The organism is Streptomyces sp. NBC_00102 (assembly GCF_026343115.1).
Taxonomy (GTDB): domain Bacteria; phylum Actinomycetota; class Actinomycetes; order Streptomycetales; family Streptomycetaceae; genus Streptomyces.
In genome coordinates this window covers 569,263-591,211 of the sequence record NZ_JAPEMC010000003.1, presented here as the reverse complement: position 1 = coordinate 591,211, position 21,949 = coordinate 569,263, and the positions used below count along the sequence as shown (strand labels likewise).

16 protein-coding genes and 1 pseudogene are annotated in these 21,949 nt (G+C 72.1%); 12 read left to right on the top strand and 5 right to left on the bottom strand.

Going from position 1 to position 21,949, the window contains the following annotated elements; translation table 11 throughout:
- Positions 1-271: 271 nt before the first annotated feature.
- From OHA55_RS33010 to OHA55_RS33000, 3 genes are all read left to right on the top strand, one after another.
- Positions 272-4,114: a carboxypeptidase regulatory-like domain-containing protein gene (locus OHA55_RS33010; protein ID WP_266713484.1), complete on the top strand. Its 3,843-nt coding sequence runs from the start codon at positions 272-274 to the stop codon at positions 4,112-4,114.
- Between the two features lie 225 nt (positions 4,115-4,339).
- On the top strand, positions 4,340-4,723 hold the full coding sequence (locus OHA55_RS33005; protein WP_266713482.1) for a BlaI/MecI/CopY family transcriptional regulator: 384 nt from the start codon (positions 4,340-4,342) through the stop codon (positions 4,721-4,723).
- The gene (locus OHA55_RS33000; RefSeq protein WP_266713480.1) at positions 4,720-5,667 is read left to right on the top strand and encodes a M48 family metalloprotease; all 948 of its coding nucleotides are present in this window, start codon (positions 4,720-4,722) and stop codon (positions 5,665-5,667) included. Before OHA55_RS33005 ends, OHA55_RS33000 begins: the two co-directional genes overlap by 4 nt.
- Positions 5,668-5,751: 84 nt before the next feature.
- Here the strand turns inward: OHA55_RS33000 and OHA55_RS32995 are convergent, their stop codons facing one another.
- Positions 5,752-6,393, bottom strand: a complete 642-nt coding sequence (locus OHA55_RS32995; RefSeq protein ID WP_266713478.1) for a hypothetical protein — start codon at positions 6,391-6,393, stop codon at positions 5,752-5,754.
- Positions 6,394-7,178: 785 nt separating this feature from the next.
- On the opposite strand from OHA55_RS32995, the gene OHA55_RS32990 reads away from it, so the two are divergent.
- From OHA55_RS32990 to OHA55_RS32965, 6 genes and pseudogenes are all read left to right on the top strand, one after another.
- Positions 7,179-7,850, top strand: coding sequence for a DedA family protein (locus OHA55_RS32990; protein ID WP_266713476.1), 672 nt, complete (start codon positions 7,179-7,181; stop codon positions 7,848-7,850).
- Entirely contained in the window at positions 7,850-8,476 is a 627-nt protein-coding gene (locus tag OHA55_RS32985; RefSeq protein ID WP_266713474.1) for a phosphatase PAP2 family protein, read from the top strand. The genes OHA55_RS32990 and OHA55_RS32985 overlap by 1 nt, the downstream gene beginning before the upstream one ends.
- On the top strand, positions 8,473-9,198 hold the full coding sequence (locus OHA55_RS32980; protein WP_266713472.1) for a phosphatase PAP2 family protein: 726 nt from the start codon (positions 8,473-8,475) through the stop codon (positions 9,196-9,198). The genes OHA55_RS32985 and OHA55_RS32980 overlap by 4 nt, the downstream gene beginning before the upstream one ends.
- 317 nt (positions 9,199-9,515) lie before the next feature.
- Positions 9,516-9,887, top strand: a complete 372-nt coding sequence (locus OHA55_RS32975; RefSeq protein ID WP_266713470.1) for a BlaI/MecI/CopY family transcriptional regulator — start codon at positions 9,516-9,518, stop codon at positions 9,885-9,887.
- Positions 9,884-10,819 carry a M56 family metallopeptidase gene (locus OHA55_RS32970; RefSeq protein ID WP_266713468.1) on the top strand — a complete coding sequence of 312 codons (936 nt, stop codon included), beginning with the start codon at positions 9,884-9,886 and terminating at the stop codon, positions 10,817-10,819. Before OHA55_RS32975 ends, OHA55_RS32970 begins: the two co-directional genes overlap by 4 nt.
- 316 nt (positions 10,820-11,135) lie before the next feature.
- Positions 11,136-11,338, top strand: a pseudogene (locus OHA55_RS32965) (IS5/IS1182 family transposase); the annotation flags it as partial.
- A 71-nt stretch (positions 11,339-11,409) separates the two neighbouring features.
- Here the strand turns inward: OHA55_RS32965 and OHA55_RS32960 are convergent.
- On the bottom strand, positions 11,410-11,838 hold the full coding sequence (locus OHA55_RS32960; RefSeq protein WP_266713466.1) for a DoxX family protein: 429 nt from the start codon (positions 11,836-11,838) through the stop codon (positions 11,410-11,412).
- 292 nt (positions 11,839-12,130) lie between these two features.
- Positions 12,131-13,570: a cellulase family glycosylhydrolase gene (locus tag OHA55_RS32955; protein ID WP_266713464.1), complete on the bottom strand. Its 1,440-nt coding sequence runs from the start codon at positions 13,568-13,570 to the stop codon at positions 12,131-12,133.
- Between the two features lie 993 nt (positions 13,571-14,563).
- On the opposite strand from OHA55_RS32955, the gene OHA55_RS32950 reads away from it, so the two are divergent.
- Positions 14,564-15,685 carry a lytic polysaccharide monooxygenase gene (locus OHA55_RS32950; protein WP_266713462.1) on the top strand — a complete coding sequence of 374 codons (1,122 nt, stop codon included), beginning with the start codon at positions 14,564-14,566 and terminating at the stop codon, positions 15,683-15,685.
- 204 nt (positions 15,686-15,889) lie between these two features.
- Here the strand turns inward: OHA55_RS32950 and katG are convergent, their stop codons facing one another.
- A complete protein-coding gene (katG, locus tag OHA55_RS32945) occupies positions 15,890-18,145 on the bottom strand; it encodes a catalase/peroxidase HPI (protein ID WP_266713460.1) in 2,256 nt (751 codons plus the stop codon).
- Positions 18,146-18,524: 379 nt separating this feature from the next.
- Here katG and OHA55_RS32940 point away from each other — a divergent pair, with 379 nt between their 5' ends.
- The gene (locus OHA55_RS32940; protein ID WP_266713458.1) at positions 18,525-18,935 is read left to right on the top strand and encodes a Fur family transcriptional regulator; all 411 of its coding nucleotides are present in this window, start codon (positions 18,525-18,527) and stop codon (positions 18,933-18,935) included.
- A gap of 195 nt (positions 18,936-19,130) precedes the next feature.
- Here the strand turns inward: OHA55_RS32940 and OHA55_RS32935 are convergent, their stop codons facing one another.
- Positions 19,131-20,330 (bottom strand): metallophosphoesterase, encoded by a 1,200-nt coding sequence (locus OHA55_RS32935; RefSeq protein WP_266713456.1) that lies wholly within the window; start codon positions 20,328-20,330, stop codon positions 19,131-19,133.
- A gap of 364 nt (positions 20,331-20,694) precedes the next feature.
- Between OHA55_RS32935 and OHA55_RS32930 the strand changes: the two genes are divergently transcribed.
- Entirely contained in the window at positions 20,695-21,906 is a 1,212-nt protein-coding gene (locus OHA55_RS32930; RefSeq protein ID WP_266713455.1) for a cellulose-binding domain-containing protein, read from the top strand.
- Positions 21,907-21,949: the final 43 nt, after the last annotated feature.

The window sequence follows — 21,949 nt, the reverse complement described above, 5'->3', positions numbered from 1 at the left end:
CCGCCCCGCCCGGCATTTTTTGAGGCATCCGCCCAATCGCAAGCGGACATGCCCGCACCGCAGACTCGTGCATCAGCCAACTTTCCCGAGACCGCACGAGAGCGACCCCCTTCCCATGAGCAGCCCGGCTCCCGAGCCGCACCACGAGCCCCCGGCCGACCCCCCGCCGCCATCGCCCCGCGACTCCTCCCCGCCCCCTCCCGCACTTCCGCCGCCCTCCGCGGACGGATACGAACCCCTCTGAACCCGGCCCCTCTCCGAAAGGCCCCTCGTGAGCCCGAGATCCGACCGTCGACCGCCCCGCCACCGCAGGCGCATACGCGACCTGTTCGCGTACACCGCCGCAGCCTGCATCGGCCTGGGCCTGCTGTCCGCCTCGCCCGCAGCCGTCGCGGCGACGGACGCCCCCGCCGCCACCGACCCCAGCGTCCAGCCGTACACCCCCACCGCATGCAACAACCCCGCCCAGAAGACGGGTTACGCCCGCTGCTTCTCGATGGTGAACACCCGCACGGACCGGCAGGCCCTGAGCAGGGCCGCGACCTCCGGCCCGCCGGCCACCGCCCTCGGCCCCGCGGACATCCAGGCCGCCTACGCCCTGCCGAGCAGCGGCGGCGAGGGCCGCACGGTCGCCGTCGTCGACGCCTTCGGCGACTCCCGCGCCGAGGAGGACCTGGCCGTCTTCCGCGAGCACTACGGCCTGCCGGCCTGCACCACGGCCAACGGCTGCTTCCGCAAGACCGACCAGCGCGGCGGCGCCGACTACCCGGCCGACGATGCCGGATGGGCCACCGAGACCGCGCTCGACCTGGACGCCGTGTCGGCCGCCTGCCCGGACTGCAAGATCCTCCTGGTCCAGGGCGACGACAACTCGCTGGACAGCCTCGGCGAGGGCGTCGACACGGCCGTCCGGCTCGGTGCCAAGTTCGTCTCGAACTCCTACGGCGTCGGGGGCGAGGCGGCGGATCAGACGCTCTACGACGACCACTACGACCACCCGGGCGTCGTCGTCACCGTGTCCACGGGCGACACCGGACACGTGCAGAGCTGGCCGGCCACCAACCCGAACGTGGTCGCGGTCGGCGGCACCCGGCTGACCGCCGCGCCCGGCACGGCCCGAGGCTGGACCGAGGCCGCCTGGGCCGACGGCGGCTCCGGCTGCTCGCTCTTCGAGAGCCGGCCGGCCTACCAGGAGAGCGTCGACACCGGCTGCGACACCCGGTCCACGGCGGACGTCTCCGCCGATGCCGACCCGGCGTCGGGCCTCGGCATCTACGACACCGTCGGCAGCGGCGGATGGCTCCAGGTGGGCGGCACCAGCCTCTCCGCGCCGCTGGTAGCGGCGATGTACGCACTGGCCGGCGACCCCGCGCCGAACACCTACCCGGTGACCTACCCGTACGCGTACACCGGCGACAGCGGGCTCAACGACGTCACCGGGGGCGCCAACGACACCTGTTCCGACATCACCTGCGAGGCGGGCCCCGGCTACGACGGTCCGACCGGCCTCGGCACCCCCAACGGTGTGCAGGCGCTCGCCTTCGGCACGAGCGGCACCCTCACCGGCCGGATCACCGTGCAGGCCGACGGCACCCCGCTCGCCGGAGCCGTGGTGCGTGCCACCGACGCCACGACGGGACGCAGTTTCCACGCGTCGACGGACGCCGAAGGGCGCTACACCCTGACCGTCCGGACCGGCAGCTACCGGGTCACCGCCTCGCTGTTCGGGTACGCCGACGCCACCGGCTCCACCACCGAGATCTCCGAGGGCGCGAGCGCCGCCGTCGACCTGTCCCTCGCCAAGACCGCGACCAGGCGTGTCAGCGGCACGGTCAAGGACGGCGCCGAGCACGGCTGGCCGCTCTCCAGCAGGATCACCATCGACGGCTACCCCGGCGGCGCCGTCCACACCGATCCGGAGACCGGCGCCTACTCCGTCGACCTCCCCCAGGGCGCGACCTACCAACTGCACTCCACCCCGCTCTACCCCGGTTACCACACGGCCGACCTCACCGTCGAAGTCGGCGGATCGGACCTGACGAGGAACCTCACCTCCGTGCCCGACAAGGCGGTCTGCGCGGCCCCCGGCTACGGCAACGCAGCCGCGGCCGACTTCGAGGGCTGGACCGGAACCACCCCGAGAAGCGGATGGACCGTCAGCGGTACCGACGCCACCGCACCCGGCTGGGAGTTCGACGCGCCCTTGGGCCTCGACAACCTCACGGGCGGCTCCGGCAACTTCGCCACCGCCAACACCCCCGCCCACGACCTCGCGGCCGAGGACACCGTCCTCACCTCACCCGTGGCCGACCTGCGCGGACACACGGCCCAACTCGACTTCGACTCCGTGTTCGCCGGCGGCGACGGTGTCACCGCCTCCGTCGACCTCACGAGCGACGGAGGGAAGACCTGGACCACCGTGTGGAAGGCGGTCAACGACCCGGTGGAGATGTCCGCCGGCCACGAGACCGTCCAGCTTCCCCAGGCCGAGGGCCGGGCCCGTGTCCAGGTCCGTTTCCACTTCGCCGCCGCCGCGGGCGTTCTCGCGCTCTGGCAGACCGACGGCATCCAGCTCGGCGGGTGCAGCGCCCTCGACGGCGGCCTGATCACCGGCACCGTCACCGACGGCAACACCGGCAAGCCCGTCAACGGCGCGACCGTCACCGACACCGCCGCTCCCTACGCCCCCGGCCCCACCGCGGCGACGACCGGCAACGCCGCCGACCCGGGCGGCCGTTACTGGCTGTTCGCACCGGGCACCGGCAAGCAGACCCTCACCGTCTCCGCCCCTCGCTACGCGACCGGTACCCACTCCGTGAAGATCGACGCCGGGCAGGTCGACCCGCTCGACCTCAGGATCGAAGCCGGGCACGTGACGGCCAAACCGGAGATCTCGTTCGACGCCGCCCTCGGCCGGAAGAAGACCAAGGCCGTCACCTTCACCAACACCGGCAACGCGCCGGTGAAGGTGGACCTCGGCGAACAGAGCACCGCCGGAGGGACCTCGAAGCCGGCCGGCGGCGCCGCCTGGTCGAGCCTGCCGGACTACCCCGAACCCGTCATGAGCAACGCCGTGAGCACCTACCGGGGCAAGGTCTACTCCGTGGGCGGCTTCAACCGGGCCGTCGGCGCGACACTGACCACGCACGGGTACGTGTACGACCCGGCCGCCGGCGCGTGGCAGCGGATCGCCGACCTGCCGGAACCGCTCGCCGCGACCTCGTCCGCCTTCGTCGACGGCACGCTGTACGTGGTCGGCGGCCAGAGCAGCGACGCCGAGGCGCGCACCAGGGTGCTGGCCTACCACCCCACGACGGACACCTGGACCCGGGCCGCCGACATCCCGCAGGCCGTCAAGATCGCCGGCGTGGCAGTCCTCGACAGCGAGCTCTACGTCGTCTCGGGCTGCGTGGACGACTGCACCGAACCCACCAAGGCCGTCTACCGGTACACGGCGACGTCCGACACCTGGACCCGGGTCGCCGACTTCCCGAAGGCCCTGGACAGCACCACGTGCGCGGGCCTGCCCGGCGAGATCGTCTGCGCCGGTGGCATGGACTACACCGACGGTCTGACGGCCGCGGCCTACGCCTACCACCCGTCGGCCGACTCCTGGACGCGCGTCGCCGACATGCCCACCGCCGTGACGGGTGCCTCCGCGGCAGGGGCGAACGGGCGGATGCAGGTCATCGGCGGATTCACCCACGACGCCTGGGCCACCGCGACCGCGGTCGAGTACGACCCGGTCGGCGGAGCCTGGTCCGCGCTCCCGGACTCGAACTACCCCGTCTACCAGGGCGCCACCGGGTGCGGGCTCTACGAGGTGGGTGGCGGGCAGAGCGTCCGCTCGTACCTGACCGGCGGCGTACGTGCCGAGTACCTGCCGGGCTACGACCAGTGCGAGGGCGACGACGTGTCCTGGCTGTCCGAGACCCGGACCCGGTTCACCCTGAAGCCCGGACACTCGGTCACTATCCCTGTCACCGCGGACGCCGACGCCGTTCCCGCGGCCGGAACGTACACGGCCGACCTCGCGATCGGCACGGACTCGCCCTACACCGGGCAAGCCGTCGCGATCACCCTGACCGCGACCCACCACCGCACCACGCACTGATCCTTTCGACAGGGGCCCGCACGGACGCGACCGTCCGCGCGGGCCCCGACCACGTCCGCGCGGGCCCCGACCACGTCCGCGCGGTGACCCCTCGCCGGGAGCGAGCCTCGGCCGCATCCCCGGGGACGGTAGATTAGGTCTGCCTAAGAAAGATCTGCACCGTTTGTCTACGGGTCTGTAGTCGCCGGTGGGGCCGGCGCCCTGGGTGCGTGAGGACGGAGAAGCGTGTCGAACAAACCTCGTGACGAAAGGCGTCAGCATGGCGAGCTCGTCGCGGACGTGCTCGCGGTGCTGTGGCAGTCGGGGCGCCCGATGACGGCGCAGCAGGTCAACGCCGTGCTCGACAAGGGCCTGGCGAGGACGACGATGGCCACCATCCTGGCCCGCCTCTACGAGAAGGGCACGCTGCGCCGCACACCGGCGGGCCGTGGTTTCGCCTATGAGCCGGTGGAGGACGCGGCGGGGCTCGTGGCAGGACGCATGCACCGCGAGATGGAGAGCGAGCCGCGACGCGACCTGGTGCTGAAGCGGTTCGTTTCCTCGCTTTCCGAGGCCGACGAGGAGATGCTGCGGAGCCTGCTGCTGGAGGCGGAGGACGAGTCCGAGTGACGTACGTACTGGTCCTGGTCGTGCTGGCCCTCACGTTTCCGTGGGGCGCCGTCGTCGTCGCCCGGCGACTGGCCGGGGTGCTGGCGCCGCGTGAGGCATGCTGGGCGCTGGCGGGCGCGGCGGTTCTGCCGGCGGGCGGGACGATCGCCGCACTGATCGGGCTGTTCCACGTGCCGTTCCTCGCCTCCCTGGAGCAGGTCTCCCTGCCCCGCGTGCTGGAAGTGTGGCCCGCCGTGGTTCCGCTGGCCTGCGTGGCCGGAGGTGCGCTGCTCACGCAGCTCGTACTGCTGCTCCGGCGCCTCGGCCGGCACCGCTCCCTGCTCCGGGACGCCTGGCTCTCGGTGGAGGGCGGAACGGGCGAGGGGGACCTTCTCGTGATTCCCGGGCCCGAGGTGGACGCGTTCGCGCTGCCGGGGTACCGGGGCCGCCGTGGCCGGGTCGTGGTGACCGCCGGGATGGTGCGGACCATGAAGGCGAACGAGCGCGAGGTGCTGCTCGCCCACGAACGTGCCCATCTGGCGGGACGGCATCACGTGTTCTCGGCAGTCGTCGATCTCGCCGCGGTGATTCATCCCGCGTTGCGGGGGCTGCGCGAGGCGCTCTCCTTCCACCTGGAGCGGTGGGCGGACGAGGCGGCGGCCTCGGCCGTGGGCAGTCGAAGGGTGACGGCTTCGGCCATCGCGCGGGCCGCTCTGGCCGGACCGCCTCGGGGCCGAGGCGGTTCAGGAGGCTATCCGCTGCTCTCCGCGACGAGTGGGCCCGTTCCCCGGAGGGTCCAGGCTCTGCTCCTTCCGGAGCCCACGACCCCGCGCGGAGGTGCTCGACGGGTCGGCGTGGCAGTCCTGGCGGGAACGGTGGCCGTGGCCGGGCCGGCGGCACTCGCGCTGGCCTACGGGCTGCACGAGTACGTGGAGTACGCGTCCGTCGCCGTGCGCGGCGGCTGACGCGCCAACGGGGAAGGGCCGCGGGGACCCGGTCGGGCCCCGCAGCCGTCGCTTCGGGTGGCGGTCCCGGTGTCGGCGTCGGCGTCAACGGTCTTCGCCCGCCACCCCGTCACGACGTACGAGGCGGTATCCGCGGGTGGCGGCGGTGCCGCTCTGCCCGCGGGGACGGCCGATGGAAGGGGCGTACGTTTTCCGCCGCTGTTGCCGGACGTGCCGCGCGGCCGCCATCAGCGTGGCCAACGAGGCGGAAGCGCGCCACATCCGGCGGAGCCGGTGCGGATTGAGCCCCGCCGCCCTCGCGGCCTCCTCGAAGGTGGCCCCCCTGATCAGGGAAAGGGTGATGACCCGGACCGTCGCGGGCGTCATCGCTCCGCCGGGCACGAGCCCGTTCCCCGAAGCGAGAGCCGAGGCGGCTCGGACGGCGGCGGCGAAACCCTGGTCGTCGGCGAGCCACCGCAGCAGGAGCTGCTCGGGCACGTCGGCCCACACGGCGGCGCCCTGAATCCCGAGCCCCTGTGCGGTGGCCTGAAGGACGTCGGCCATCCGTGCCATGCGGTCGTCCCGCTCGCTGGGTACCTCGCCGAGAGGCGCGCGGAGGGCCCGCTCGGCTTCCCCGCGGTCGGTCAGCCATGCCATCACCCGCTCGACCGGCCATGCCGTCGCCGGCTCCGCCCGGTTCCCCGCGTCAGTGGCAGACGGTTCGTCCGCCTCCTGGTTCTCGTACATGGGGTCCCTCCCGGGGTGGGGCGAGTGTGGTGCGGCGGGGCCGGTCCATGGCGTCGCCGCGGGAACGGCCGGCCGGTCGGACACCGGCGACGGGGTGAACGGCCCTCAGCGACGGGGCACTTCATCGGGGCTGGTTCGCCCAGGCCCGTCTCCGGGCGGACGGAGAGCCGCTCCGTCACTCCGCCGACAAGGAGGTGATGACCGGTGCGCGGTGCGCCGGTGCCGTGGGTGGGCGCCGCGGACAGCACGGCCCACGACCCGTTCTCGATCTGGCCTGGAGGATGCGGACGACGACTGCGGCCTCCCGTTCCTCGCTCGGTCCGATCGGTGGTCCACGGACACGCGGGTTTTCCCCGTCCGACCGAAGCGGAGTCTACGCAAGTGTAGACAGTCGGAGAAGAGCCGGGCGCGGGCGGAGGGGGTCCAGTGCCCGGTCGTCGGGCCTCCGGGTGCTTTTGGCCGCGCCTCGGGGGAGTCGTACCCGATCGGGGAGCTTCGCGCCGCATGCTTCGGGAGGGCTTGGCGGGGCGGTGTGTGGCCGGTCCGGGTGGAGGTCGCGACGGTGCCGGTCGGTGGGAGTCGCGCCTTGTGTCCCGGTCGTCGCGGCGTCCGCCGGTCCGCTCGTGGAATCGGCCCCTCCACCTCATCGTCTACAGTGATGTAGACCGACTACTGGCTTGTAGACGAAGTGGGTCGTCCGGTGTCGCGTCCGTACCGTGCTCCGGACCGCGACCGCCCGGTACGCCCGGTACGCCCGACAGTCCGTTACCGAAGGGGCAGCGCCGATGACACTCGCGCACCACATCACACCCTCGGTCCACCTCGCGGTGAACCTCCTGGACGCACAGTCCCTTTTGGCCGCCTTCGGCACGCTGGGCATCGCCGTCGTCCTGTTCGCCGAGACCGGCCTGCTCGTCGGGTTCTTCCTGCCCGGCGACTCCCTGCTGTTCACCGCCGGGCTGCTCTGCGCCGGCGGCTCGGCCACCGCTCCGGGGCACCTGTCCCTGCCATGGGTGCTCGTCGCCTCCGCGGCCGGAGCACTGGCCGGAGCCCAGACGGGCCACCTGCTCGGCCGGCGGGCGGGACCGGCCCTGCTGGGCCGCACCCGGTCCCGGAAGATCCGCCAGGGAGCGGACCGCGCCGCGGAGATCCTCGAGCGGTACGGGCACGCCAAGGCGATCGTGCTGGCCCGCTTCATCCCGATCGTGCGTACCGTCCTCAACCCGCTGGCCGGGGCCCTCGGTGTTCCGGTGCGGACCTTCGCGCTCTGGCAGGCGATCGGCGGCCTGGTGTGGACGGTCGGCCTGGTGCTGGCCGGCTACGCCCTGGGCGCGTCGGTCCCCGACGTGGACCGCTACCTGCTGCCGATCATCGCCGTCATCGTGATCGTCTCGCTCGTTCCCGTGGGACTGGAGCTTCTCCGTTCCCGCCGCGGCCGTGCGGACGGGGCCGCCTGATGGGCGCCACCGCCTCGCGGCTCCTCTCCACGGCACACGACGGCTCGGGCATCGACGGCACCGCCTACCTGGACGTGGTCGACACCGCGCACCACGCCCCCGGCTGGCTGGACGGTCTCATCTCCGGATACTCCACCTACGGTCTCGCCCTGTTCGCCGTCCTGATGCTGGTGGGGTGGTGGCAGACCCGGCGCCAGGACGCACGGCTTGCGGTGAAGGCTCTGGCCGCTCCGGTCCTGACGGTGATCGCCTTCGCCGTCAGCAGCGGACTGAAAGACCTGGTGCGCGAGTCCCGTCCCTGCCAGGCGCTGCACGTGACCACCCTGGAGGCGTGTCCGGCCCCCGGCGACTGGTCCTTTCCCAGCAACCACGCCACCCTCGCCGCCGCCGCGGCCGTGGCACTGTGGTTCGTCTCGGCACGGCTCGGCGCCGTCGCGGTGGTCGCGGCCCTGGCGATGGCCGCCTCCCGCGTGTGGGTCGGCGCCCACTACCCGCACGACGTCGTTGCCGCGCTCATGGTCGGCGCCCTGGTGACCGTCCTCACCGGGGCTGCGCTCGACCGGTACGCCTCGGCAGTGGCCGGCCACCTGTCCCGGGGGCGCCTGCGTCCTCTGGTCGTCTCATGAGGGCCGCCCGCGTTCTCCGGTGCGCCCCGGCCGCCTGGTTCGCTTTGCCCGGCCGGGGGCGTCGCGTCACCGGGTTCTGCGTGCTCGGCGGCGTCGCCCTCGCGGCCCTGACGGCGGCCGTCACCGTCGGGGGCGGTGGGCCGGACCCGCTCGATGCCGGCATCCGCGCCCTGGCTCTGGAGCACCGGCCCGCTCCGCTCGTGGCCGTGCTGCGTGCCGTGACGGCCACCGGGACCGGCCCTACCCCTTACCTGGTGGCCCTGGCCGCCGGTCTGATGACCGCTCCCGCCCTCGATCCGGATCGAGGGCGGCGCCCCGCCGTACGGTTCGCCGCGCCCGCGGCGGCGTTCGCTCTCTGGCTCGCGTGCGGACAGGCTCTGCGACTCGCCCTCATGACGGCGGTCGCCCGCCCGCGGCCTCCGGCGGAGGACTGGCTCACGCACGCATCGCGCTGGGCGTTCCCGTCCGGACACGCCACCACCTCGGCGATGGCGGCGGGACTCGTCGTCGTCGCGCTCCTCGCCCGGCGCCCACCCGCCTTCAGATCGTGGGCGGGTCTGGCCGTGCTCTGGGCCGCTTCGGTGGGGATCAGCCGGGTGTGGCTGGGCGTGCACTGGGCCGGTGACGTGGCCGCCGGATGGTTCATGGCCCTGGTCTGGACCGGCCTCGGGGTGGTGCTCGTCGCGCGTGCGACGCCGCTGCCCGGTCCAGCCTGTCGGTGAGGGCGAGGCGGCACTGCCCGGAGACCTGCCTCACACGACCGCGCTCACCGTCCTCACCCGCCTGTACGACCGGAACCCTCCAGCCAGGATCAGGCGTTGTTGCTCAGGCTCCTGGTGGCCCCGGATCGTCCCCGGATCGGGATTCCGTCCGTCACCGCGGAGTCCGTACCGCCGAGGCGCGGGCCGGCCGCCGCCCCTCGTGGACGCGCCGAGAGGGCGGACGCGGCCGGTGAGCGGGCGCGATCTCACGACTACACTTATGTAGACGGTCTGCGGCATCGTGGACGACGTGATGTGCGATGTGCAGGAGAGTTTGCATGACAGGCGTCCCCGCGGACCGCAGACCGGCCGGAGAGCTGGAGGCGGGCGTCATGGCCGCGCTGTGGTCGGCGGACGGACCGCAGACCGCGGCACAGGTGCAAGGCCGGCTCGACGCACCCCTGGCCCGGACCACCGTCGCCACGATCCTGTCCCGGCTGCACGAGAAGGGCATGGTCGCGCGATCGGAGATGGGCCGGGGTTACGCCTACCGGCCGCTCTCCGACGTCCACGGTCTCACCGCCCGTCGCATGCACCACGAGCTGGACCGCGACAGCGACCGGGCGACCGCACTGGCCCGCTTCGTCGCCCAACTGGGCACGGACGACGAACAAGTCCTGCGGGACCTGCTGGAAACCGGTGAACGATGATCGCCCTCCTCGTCGTCCCGGTGCTGATCCCCCTGGTCATGCCGCTGCTCGTCCGCCGGGCGGCGGCGCACCTCACCCCCGTCGCCACCCTGTGGACGCTCACCCCCACCGCGGTGGTGCTCGCCGGCGGGTCCCTCGCCGCGCTCGGGGGACTCGCGGTGTCCGGCCTGCTGAGGGTGCCGGCCTTCGCCCTGCTGGGAGATCTCGTCCACCCGCTCGTCGTGGCGCCCGCGTCCGTCCTGCTGCCGGTCGTCGGGTTCGCCGTCGGAGCCCTCGGAGTCTGCGCCTGGACCGTGCTGCGCTCGGTGGTACGCCAGGTGAGGGCGTTCCGTACGGCCACCTCGCTTGCCGACGCCCGTCACACGGCGGGCGACCTCTGCGTGATCGACACCGCCTATCCGGACGCCTACGCCCTGCCCGGACGGCCCGGCCGGATCGTCGTCACGACAGGCATGCTGCGCAGCCTCTCCGCGGAGGAACGGGGCGCTCTGCTCGCCCACGAGCGCGCCCACCTGGCGGGGCGCCACCACTACTTCCTCGCGGCGGCCGACCTCGCCGCCCACTGCCATCCCGGGCTACGACCGGCCCGCGAGGCCGTCCAGTTGGCGGCGGAACGCAGCGCCGACGAAGAGGCCGCCCGCGTGACTGGTGACCGTCGGCTGACGGCACGCGCGATCGCGCGAGCCGCCCTCGCGGTCGGAGCCGGGAAGCGCGAGGTGCTGCCCTCGGTGGCCGCGGCAGCGACCTCGGGTCCGGTTCCCCAGCGCGTACGGGCGTTGCTCGGCGCCCCCCGTCCCCGTAGCCGTTTCGCCGTGGCCATGACCCTGGTGCTCGCGCTCACGGCGGGCCTCTCCCTGGTCACCGTGGCCGCGGGCGGAGCGGGTCTGCACCACGACGTGGAAGTGGCCCAGGGGGAGCGGGGCCACCACTGACCGCGGACCGCCGGTGCGCCCACGAGGTTCCGTGCGTCGCCGCGTACGACGGCGAGCCGTCAGCCCGGTCCCGGCACGCGGACAGCCCCTCCCACAGGACTGCGATCGTGCCCCTGGCTCTCGGCCCCCGGTGGATCGATCCTCATCATCCGATCTCCACCTTCGGTCTGACCGCAATCCTGGTCACCATCGTCGTGGTTGCCGGTACCGCCGATCGGGCACGTGCCGGGCAGCGCCGGGCCGGGGTTGAACCGTCCCGGGGCCCGGCGGGGCCAAAGCGTGTTGCAGAAGCCTGCGCTGGGGGTATTTCTCCTGCATGGGTGGGGTGTTGCGGGCTGAGGCGTTGTGGGTGGAGACGTTCACGGGGCTAAGGATGCGGCAGTTCGAGCGGCTGCTGAAGGTGGTGCGTGAGCGGGGCGGGAAGCGCCCCGCCCGGCTGATGCGGTGGAACGGCTGTGGATCGTGGACGGCACACTGATCCCGGTCCGGGGCCGGAAGGCCGGCGCCTCGTCCCGCAGCGGGGAGCTGCGCGACCCGGAGTTGCGGGGATCGGGGAAGGGAGCCGGCGGAACCGGACGGCGGAGGGCGGCTCAGTGCCGTGTGAGCGAGACCTCCGGCCGTGTCTCGTTTCGTGCCGGGACCTGGTCCAGGGCCCAACGGCCCGGCCCCATCGCCGCGATGAGGAGGAACGCCCAGCAGAACATCGCGGCTGCCTCACCGCCGTTCTCGATGGGCAGAAGCGCGTGTGCCTGGTGGGTGCTGAAGTAGGCGTACGCCATGGATCCGGAGCAGATCACCGCCGATGGCCGGGTGTCGTAGCCCACCAACACCAGGACACCGCCGACTAACTGAATGGCCGCGGCCCACCAGCCGGGCCACTCCCACAGGCGCGGGGACGCGCCGTGGGGGCCGCCGAACACGTTGAACAGGGCCGCCGCTCCGTGGCAGGCGAACAGCAGTCCGACGACGATGCGGAACAGTCCGAGTACCGAGTCACGGTTCTTGTCGAGCAGACTCATGTGTTTCCTCACTCTCGCGTGGCTCGCGTGGCTCGCGTGGTTCCGGACAGGGGCGTCCGTCCGGAAGGGCAGGGGGGGTGGGAGCGTGCCGGCACCGCACGTCCTCAGCGGAAGGCGCCCGGCCGGACAGGCGGCGGCGAGGGCGAGAGGGGCGCGGCAGGCGCGCTTCCCGCGGCGGACGGGGCTTCGGCACGGCCGGAGCCCCGTCCGCCGGTCGGTCGGGTGGGCGGTCGGGTGGGCGGTCGGTGGGCAGGTCAGGGGGGTGGAGCAGCGGTTGGGGGCAGCGGCCGGGTCAGCCGGTGGGGAAGTTGTCGGCGGTGCTGATCCGGCTCTTGAGCAGCGTCCCCGATTCGGTCAGCACCCCACTGCTGCTGTAATCGCTGCCGTCGCAGGTGCCGGGCTGGAGCGCCGCACTGCTTTCGGGGGCGTCGCTGTACGTCCAGTTCGCGTAGCCGATCTTCAGCTGGTCGAGCAGGTCCAGCCAGGCCGTGGTGCTCGACCGGTCCAACGCGCCACCGCCGGTGGCGCTCACCGTTCCGAACTCCGTGACGAACATCGGGAGTCGGGTGGCTGCCCGGCTCAGCGCGGCACGGTAGTTGTCCTTGTGGCTCGCGGCGTAGAAGTGGAACGCGTACATGATGTTGGCGGCGTTGACAGGGCTGTTGACGACCTCGCTCTCGCCGGCGCCGTCGGAGACTCCGAGCGAGGACCAACCGCGGGTACCGACGACGACGACCGCGTCCGGGTCGGCGGCCCGGATCACCGGGATGACCTGCTCGGCGTAGCTCTTGATGGCCGCCCAGCTCACGCCGTTGGGCTCGTTGGCGATCTCGTAGATGACGTTCTTCTTGTTCGCGTTGCGGGCCGCGACGGACGCGAAGAACGTCTTGGCGCGCGCGAGGTTGTAGTTCGGGTCGCCCGGCGTCAGGGTGTGGAAGTCGATCAACGCGTACATGCCACGGGCTTCGGCCATGTCGACAAGGCTGTTCACCCGGCTGGTGAAGCCCGCCGGGTCGGTCTCGTAGCCCTCTTCCTGTACGTACATGGCGATACGCAGCAGGTCCGCCTTCCAGTCCTGCGCCAGGGCGTTCATGGAGGCGTTGTTGTAGCACCCGCTGAACCACTGGATGCCGTGGGTGCTCATGCCCCGCAGCTGGATGGGGCGGTTGTACTGGTTGCACAGGTTCACGCCGCAGACGTGCACCGGTCCGTTGACGTCCACGGGGGTACCGGTGCTCGGTCCGGGCGTCGGATCGGGCGTCGGGGTCGGGGTGGGCGTCGGGGTGGGCGTGGGCGTCGGGGTCGGCGTCGGCGTCGGGCCGCCGACGATCGAGCCCGTGCAGGCGACGCCGTTGAGCGTGAAGGCCGTGGGTTTGGGGTTGGCACCCGTGAAGGAGCCGGTGAACCCCACGTCGGCCGCCGCGCCGGTGGCCAGCGCGCGGTTCCAGTCGAGGCCGACGGCGGTGACCGTGGAACCGGACTGCGTCCAGGTGGCGTTCCAGCCCTGGACGAGCTTCTGCCCCGCGTCCGGCAGGGCGAACGTGAGCGTCCACGCGGTCACGGGCTCACCCAGGTTGGTGATCTTCACGCCGGCCTGGAAGCCGCCCTGCCACTGGCTGGCGACCGTGTAGTCGACCTTGCATCCGGCGGCGGCCACCGCCTGGGGGCTGAACAGGGCGGCGAGGCCCAGGATCGTCGCGCAGGTCGCGAGTAGGGCCAGAAGGCGTTTCACGGCTTTCTCCTCGTGCGGTGGGGGCGGTGGGGGCGGTGGGGGTGCGAGGGGAGTGCTCCCGACATGCCCTGCCCGGGAGCGGAGTGCCCCGCCGGTCGGCGGCAGTGACCGGGCGCGGGACGGTAAGGGCATCCAAGAGCGGTCATGGGCATGACAGTTTGCTGCGGGTCGGTCGCGTCGGTCCGAGGATTTCTGGGAGTGCGGCCGCGGGGGGCGGGAGTGCGGGGTTCGTGTCGGGGGAACTGGAGTGGGAGCGCTCCCAATCTCAGGGTCGCGCGACGGGCCGTCAAGCTCTTGGACGCGATTCGTCTCCGCGGGTGTGGGTCAGGAGGTGCCCGTACCTGTCGGCGCGGTGTGCTCGTCGCGGGTGCCTCGTGCTCCGCGGTGTGCTCGTCGCGGGTGCCTCGTGCTCCGCGGTGTACTCGTCGCGGGTGCCTCGTGCTCCGCGGTGCGCATGGAGGGGTCGCTGTCGAAACTCGCGACGGGCGCCGACTCGCCGATCCGGGGCCGCGTGACATGTGCTCCCGTTCGATGGGTTGTCAGGGACGCGGCGAGCCTTCTACAGTTTCTGTGAACCCGTGTATGGGAGCGCTCCCAGCCGGAAGCGGTAGGGCGCTTTCAGGCGGAGGCAGTAGGGCTGCGCTCTCGATGACCTGATCGCCCCATCCGGCCGCTCCTCCGGGAGAGGCACCGTTTGCGAGCGCCTTCACGGCCCGATCATCGCGCGCACCGGCTCGGCTCTGCAGCCGCCGTGTGCGCTCGGACGTACGACGTGACGGCCTGTACCGGCGCACGCCCCACCCTCACCACCATGCCGCCCGCTTCGTCCGGTGACCACGCTCGTCCGTTCCACGTGCCCCGCCTTCGGGCTCCTCGCCCGTGAGGAGGGGACCGCGCCGGACGGCGAGGTTCGCATCGCCGGACAGTGGGCGCAGGAGACAGGCCCCATCGGAGGGCAACCCCCGCACCCCCACACAGGCACTGGAGACTTCCATGGCTCGACAAAGCAAGAGACGACTCGTCTCCCTGGCGGCGGTGCTCGCGACGCTGCTCGGCGCGATCGCCCTGACCCTGGTGGGCCAGGGCAGCGCGCAGGCGCACGGCGTGGCGATGGCACCCGGATCGCGGACCTACCTCTGCTGGCTGGACGCCAAGACCAGCACCGGCTCTCTGGACCCCACGAACCCGGCGTGCAAGGCAGCGCTCGACGAGAGCGGCGCGAACGCGCTGTACAACTGGTTCGCCGTGCTCGACTCCAACGCCGGTGGTCGGGGGGCGGGTTATGTCCCGGACGGAAAGCTGTGCAGCGCCGGTGACCGGTCGCCGTACAACTTCACCGGCTACAACGCCGCCCGAGCCGACTGGCCCCGGACGCATCTGACGTCCGGAAAGACGATCGAGGTCGACTACAGCAACTGGGCCGCGCACCCGGGCTCGTTCCGGGTGTACCTGTCCAAGGCCGGCTACTCGCCCAGCACCGAACTGGGCTGGGACGACCTGGAGCTGATCGACACCGTCACCAACCCGTCGTCGACGGGCTCACCCGGCACGGACGGCGGTCACTACTACTGGAATCTGAACCTGCCGGCGGGCCGCTCGGGCGACGCGGTGATGTTCATCCAGTGGGTTCGCTCGGACAGCCAGGAGAACTTCTTCTCCTGCTCCGACCTCGTCTTCGACGGCGGCAACGGCGAGGTGACCGGTATCCGCGGCTCCGGTTCCACCACAACCCCCACCCCCACGCCGACTCCCACCCCCACGCCGACTCCGACTCCCACCCCCACTCCGACGCCCACCGATCCGCACACCGGGTGCATGGCCGTCTACAGCGTGACCAACTCCTGGAGCGGCGGTTTCCAGGGCTCCGTCGAGGTCATGAACCACGACACCACGGCGCGTGATGGCTGGGCGGTGAAGTGGACGCCCGGCACGGGCACCAAGGTGAACAGTGTGTGGAACGGTGCGTTGACCACAGGGTCCGACGGCACCCTGACGGTCAAGAACCTCGACTACAACCGGACCATCCCGCCGGACGGCAGCGTCACCTTCGGCTTCACGGCGACCTCGACCGGCAACAACTTTCCGATCGGATCCATCGGCTGCGTCAACCCGTAGCCGCTGAAGGATGCGGCGCCGGTCCCCGTGTCGGACGGGAACCGGCGCCGTCGCCGTCGCGCTCACCCATCCCGCCAACGGTGTCGGCCGAGACGGGCTGAGCCGTGACGCGCTGGTCGTGACGCACCGTGGGCCGGTGCGCGAACGCACCGGCCCACGGAAGGGGTTGGCCCGCTCACCTGTGGAGCGGACCAGGCAAGGCGGTCAGGCCACGTCGAACCGGTCCAGGTCCATGACCCTCGTCCACGCGGCGACGAAGTCCTTCACGAACTTCTCCTTCGCGTCGTCGGCGGCGTAGACCTCGGCCAGGGCACGGAGTTCGGAGTTGGAACCGAAGACCAGGTCGGCGCGGGTACCGGTCCACTTGACCCGGCCGGACGCGTCGCGGGCCTCGAACTCGTCCTGCGACGACGACGTCGACTTCCAGGTGATGCCCAGGTCGAGCAGATTCACGAAGAAGTCGTTGGTCAGCGTGCCCGGACGGTCGGTGAGGACGCCGCGCTTCGAACCGCCGGTGTTGGCACCCAGCACGCGCAGACCGCCGACCAGGACGGTGGTCTCCGGCGCACTCAGCGTCAGCAGGTTGGCCCGGTCGAGGAGCAGGTACTCGGCGGGCAGGCGGCTGCCCTTGCCGGTGTAGTTGCGAAAGCCGTCGTGCGCGGGTTCCAGGGCGGCGAAGGACTCGACGTCCGTCTGCTCCTGAGTGGCGTCGACCCGGCCGGCGGTGAAGGGCACCTCCACCTCGACGCCGGCGTCCCTGGCCGCCTGCTCGACGGCCGCACCGCCCGCGAGGACGATCAGGTCGGCGAGCGAGACCTGCTTGCCGCCCTTGCCGTTGAAGGACTCCCGCACGCCTTCCAGGACCCGCAGGACCTGGGCCAGCTCGTCCGGGTCGTTCGCCTCCCAGCCGCGCTGCGGCTCCAGGCGGACCCGGGCACCGTTGGCGCCACCGCGCTTGTCGCTGCCGCGGAACGTCGAGGCCGACGCCCAGGCGGCCGAGACCAGCTGCGCCACCGTCAGATCCGTGGCGAGCACCTGCTCCTTGAGCGCGGCGATCTCCGCGGCGCCCAGCACCTCACCGGCGGCGGCGGGCAGCGGGTCCTGCCACAGCAGCACCTCCGAGGGCACCTCGGGGCCCAGGTAGCGCTGGATCGGGCCCATGTCACGGTGCGTCAGCTTGTACCAGGCGCGCGCGAACGCGTCCGCGAACTGCTCCGGGTTCTCGTAGAATCGGCGCGAGATCGGCTCGTAGGCCGGGTCGAGGCGCAGCGACAGGTCGGTGGTGAGCATCTGCGGCTTGTGCTTCTTCGACGCCTCGTGCGCGTCCGGGATCGTCGCCTCCGCGTCCTTGGCGACCCACTGGTGCGCACCGGCGGGGGACTTGGTCAGCTCGTACTCGTAGGCGAAGAGGTTGTGGAAGAACTCGTTGCCCCACCGGGTCGGGGTGCTGGTCCAGGTCACCTCCAGGCCGCTGGTGATGGCGTCCCCGCCCTTGCCGGTCTTGTACGTGCTGCGCCAGCCGAGGCCCTGCTCCTCCAGCGGAGCGCCCTCGGGGTCCGCGCCGACGTTCTCGGCCGGGCCCGCGCCGTGCGTCTTGCCGAAGGTGTGGCCACCGGCGATGAGGGCGACGGTCTCCTCGTCGTTCATCGCCATCCGGCGGAAGGTCTCGCGGATGTCGCGGGCGGCCGCGATCGGGTCCGGGTTGCCGTTGGGGCCCTCGGGGTTGACGTAGATCAGGCCCATCTGGACGGCGCCGAGCGGGCTCTCCAGCTCACGGTCGCCCGTGTAGCGCTCGTCGTCGAGCCAGGTGGTCTCCGGGCCCCAGTAGACGTCCTCCTCCGACTCCCAGACGTCCTCGCGGCCGCCGGCGAAGCCGAAGGTCTCGAAGCCCATGGTCTCCAGGGCGACGTTACCGGTGAGGATGAGCAGGTCGGCCCAGGACAGTGCCTGGCCGTACTTCTTCTTGACCGGCCACAGCAGTCGGCGGGCCTTGTCCAGGTTGCCGTTGTCCGGCCAGCTGTTGAGCGGGGCGAAGCGCTGCTGACCGGCGCCCGCGCCACCGCGGCCGTCGCTGATGCGGTACGTGCCCGCGCTGTGCCAGGCCATCCGGATCATCAGCGGTCCGTAGTTGCCGAAGTCGGCCGGCCACCAGTCCTGCGAGGTGGTGAGCACATCGGCGATGTCGCGCTTCACCGCGGGCAGGTCGAGTCCCTGGAAGGCGGCCGCGTAGTCGAAGTCCGCGCCGAGCGGGTTCGCCATGGCGGGGTTCTTGGCGAGGATCTTCAGGTTGAGGCGGTCCGGCCACCACTGGCGGTTTCCACCGCCCTGGGTCGGGTGCGGCGCGCGGCCGTGGGCCACGGGGCAGCCGGCCGCCTGAGCCTCGGGTACCTCGGGGACGGCCGTCTCGGGCGAATCCGGGGTGACGGGATCAAAGACGTGAGACTCGTGGTTCTCGGGCATGAGCAATCCTTCCGGACCCGGTGGGTCGTGGGGCGCTGAACGGGGGAGGAGGATTCGGGCCGTACAGGAGGGGCACTCTCTGTGCCAGGATCTCGTCGCGGGCCGTCCGGTCGCCTCACGGACCACCGGACCTGACGGTCCCGGGCGGTGCGACGACGAGGGCGTCCGACCGGCACCTGATGCTCGACCGGCGGTGTCCCGTCACGTGTCTCTGCTGCCGTACCGGAGTCTTCCTGTCTCTTGGATGTCGCCGGAATCGATCCTACGATGGACTTCGTCCAAGTCAAGAAGTGCGCTAGAACCATATCGGTCGGGGCGTGGTGTCGCCGGATTCCTCCGGAGCGGCTCGTTCCCCGTGGAGCGGAGCGGGTGAGACGGGATGAGCGACCTCCTTCAGCGGCTGCGGGGCCGTGACTGGCGGTTGACCTCGCAGCGGCGTGTCGTCGCGGAGGTCCTCGACGGCGATCACGTGCACCTTACGGCGGACGAGGTGCATCTGCGGGCCGCCGCGCGACTGCCCGAGATCTCCCGTGCGACCGTCTACAACACGCTGGGTGAACTCGTCGCGCTCGGCGAGGTGCTGGAGGTATCCACGGTCGGCCGGGCCAAGCGCTACGACCCGAACGCGCGCCGCCCCCATCAGCACCTGGTGTGCTCGGGCTGCGGCACGGTCCGCGACGTTCATCCCGTCGGCGATGCCCTCGGCGACCTGCCCGAGGCCGAGCGGTTCGGGTTCGCCGTCGGGTCGGTGGAGATCACCTACCGCGGCCTGTGCCCCGACTGCGCCTGACCGCGACGGAACCGGCCGTGACGGAACCGTCCGTGACGGAACGGCCGTAACGGAACTGGGCCCTGACGGAACAGAGCTGTGACGGAACAGGGCCCTGATGGAACAGGGACCGTGGTGGAACCCGACCGTGACGGGACCGACCGCGTTCCGACGCAGGGGAGCCCCGGCGTCGGTGGCGCCGCCACGGCCGACTCCCTACTGCGGGGAGCGGAGCACGAGCAGGGTGATCTCGCTCGGCGCGAAGACGCGGAACGGCGGGCCCCAAAAGCCGGTGCCGCGGCTGGTGTAGAGGAGAGTGCGGGCGCCGTGGCGGCTGAGGCCGGCGAGGGCCGGCTGATCGAGGCGTACCAGGTAGTGGAAGGGCCAGATCTGGCCGCCGTGGGTGTGGCCGGAGAGCTGCAGGTCGATGCCGTGGGCAGCCGCGCGGTCGATGAACTTCGGCTGGTGCGCGAGGAGGAGCACGGGGAGATCCGGGTCGGCGCCCTGGAGGGCGTTGCCGAGGTGGGCCCGGTGGCCCGCCAGTCCGGAGGACTCGGCGGTGACGTCGTCGACGCCGGCGACCACGAGGGTGTCACCGCCGCGTTCGAGCAGCAGATGACGGTTGCGCAGCGGCTCCCAGCCCAGCTCGTCCATCAGGTCGACCCAGCCCTGGGCCTCGCTGTAGTACTCGTGGTTGCCGGTGACGTAGACCCGGGCCCGGGTCGCCCGCACGGTGCCCAGCGGAGCGGCCTGGGCGCGACGGCGTTCGGCCGTGCCGTCCGCGATGTCGCCGGTGTGGCAGACCAGGTCGGCCTCCAGGGAGTTCACCGTCTCGCAGACCCGTTCCGACCAGCGGACGCGGTCGAGGGGGCCGTAGTGGGTGTCGGTGATCAGGGCGACCCGGGTGCCGTCCAGCCCGGCTCCCAGGCGCGGGAGTTCCACGTCGAGACGGCGCGCGCGCGGTACGCGTCGGGCTTCGGCGTACCCCAGGGCGAGCAGCGTGGCGGCCGTGCCGAGGACGGCCCAGGTGACGATGCGCGCCCGGTCCTGACCGTCGCCGACACCGACCGCGGTCAGGACGAGCCGCAGCAGCACACCGAGCAGTACGGACCAGGTGAACAGGACCCAGATGCCGCCCAGCAGTGCGTCACCGACGATCGCCGCACGGTCCTGCTGGCGCCGGCCGTGGCCGCGCACCATCGCGAGCGGCATACCGGCCAGGCCGAGCACGAACAGCACGGTGCCGGTCAGTGCGACGGGGAACGGCCAGTGCTGGCCGGCGTGGAGGAGAACCCAGCACGGTACGGCCCACAGCAGGACGGGGGCGATCAGCGGAATGTAGCGCATCATGCGCCGCAGCCGGTCCGGTGACGCCGCGTCACCGGCGGCGGATCGGGTGTCGCTCGTCTCGGTCACGCTTGCCCTCCTGAGGTGCTGTCCGGCGGATCGTGCCGCCGCTTTGCCGGGCGTCGGTCACGGAGCGGTCGTCGTGCCGGCCGTCGGCCCGTTTACCCGACCTGACGGACCGTCCACGCCCGATTCTGCTCCGGCGTCGGCGCGGTGGTCGAAGGGGGGTGGCTTCCGACGGCGGTCGGAGGGGGCGGGGCGCCTGCGGTGGGCTCTCCGCCCCGCGTTCCGTGGCGGCCGGCCACTGCGGGACCTGGGGGTTTCCGAAGCTGCGGTGAACAGTATTGACTGTACTCCGTCATGTCGGTGTGATGTGTGGGAGCGCTCCCACACATCGAAGTGTCGCACGGTTCCCCACGCCGAGGAGGCGCACATGCACACGCCGATCCTTTCCCTGAGATCACTGCGCAGACCCTGGACAGCGGCCGGAGCCGTTCTCGCGATGGCCTTGGCCTTCTTCGTCGCGGTGCCGGCCAACGGCTCGGCCATGGCGTCCGGATGCCAGGTCACCTACACCGTCAACGAGTGGACCGGCGGCTATACCGCCCAAGTGCGCATCACCCGCACCGGTCCGGCGCTCAGCGGTTGGCAGCTGGCGTGGACGTACGGCGGCGACCAGCACGTCACCTCCGCCTGGAACGCGACCGTCACGCAGACCGGCCACTCCGTGACCGCCGCCAATGCGGCCTGGAACGGGGAGCTGGCCGGCGGCGGCACCGTCGACTTCGGCCTCCAGGGGACCTGGCAGTCGGCCGATCCGGCGCCCGCGGACTTCACCCTCAACGGCGTGTCCTGCGGCGGTGACGGCACCTCACCGCCGACGACGCCGCCCACGACGACGCCGCCCACGACGACGCCGCCCACGACGACGCCGCCCACGACGACGCCGCCCTCTGCGGAGTGCGGTGATGCCGCCGTCTGCGAGGACTTCGAGGACCAGACCGGCCCCGCCCCCGCCGGTGACTGGCGGTTCACCGCGCCCGACTGCCAGGGCACGGGCGCGGCCGCCGTGGACACGGAGGTCGCACACAGCGGCACCCGGTCGCTGCGGGTGGACGGGCACGCGGGCTACTGCAACCACGCCTTCGTGGCCGCGACCGCGGATCTGTCGTCGGTCGGCCCGGTGCTGTACGTCCGCATGTGGGTGCGGCACACCACCGCGCTCCCGGCCGCACACGTCGCCTTCGTGTCGATGCCGGACAGCTCGCAGGGCGGCAAGGCGCTGCGGATCGGCGGACAGAACGGCGCCCTGCAGTGGAACCGGGAGAGCGACGATGCCACGCTCCCGGCCCAGAGCCCGGTCGGGGTGGGGCTGAGCAGGTCCCTGCCGACGGGCACCTGGCAGTGCCTGCGGTTCTCGGTCGACACCTCGGCACCGGCTCTCGACACCTGGCTCGACGACGAGTTGGTGCCGGGGCTGCACGCCGACGGTGTACCGACGCAGGACGTCGACGCGCAGTGGCTCTCCCGGACCACCCCGCCGCGACCGACCGCGCTGCGGCTCGGCTGGGAGAGCTACGGGACGGGTGACGACACCCTCTGGTTCGACGACGTGGTCGTCGGCTCCTCGCCGGCCGGCTGCTGACGGCCCTGACCGGACAGGGCGGGTGGGGCGGAGGCCGGGGCAC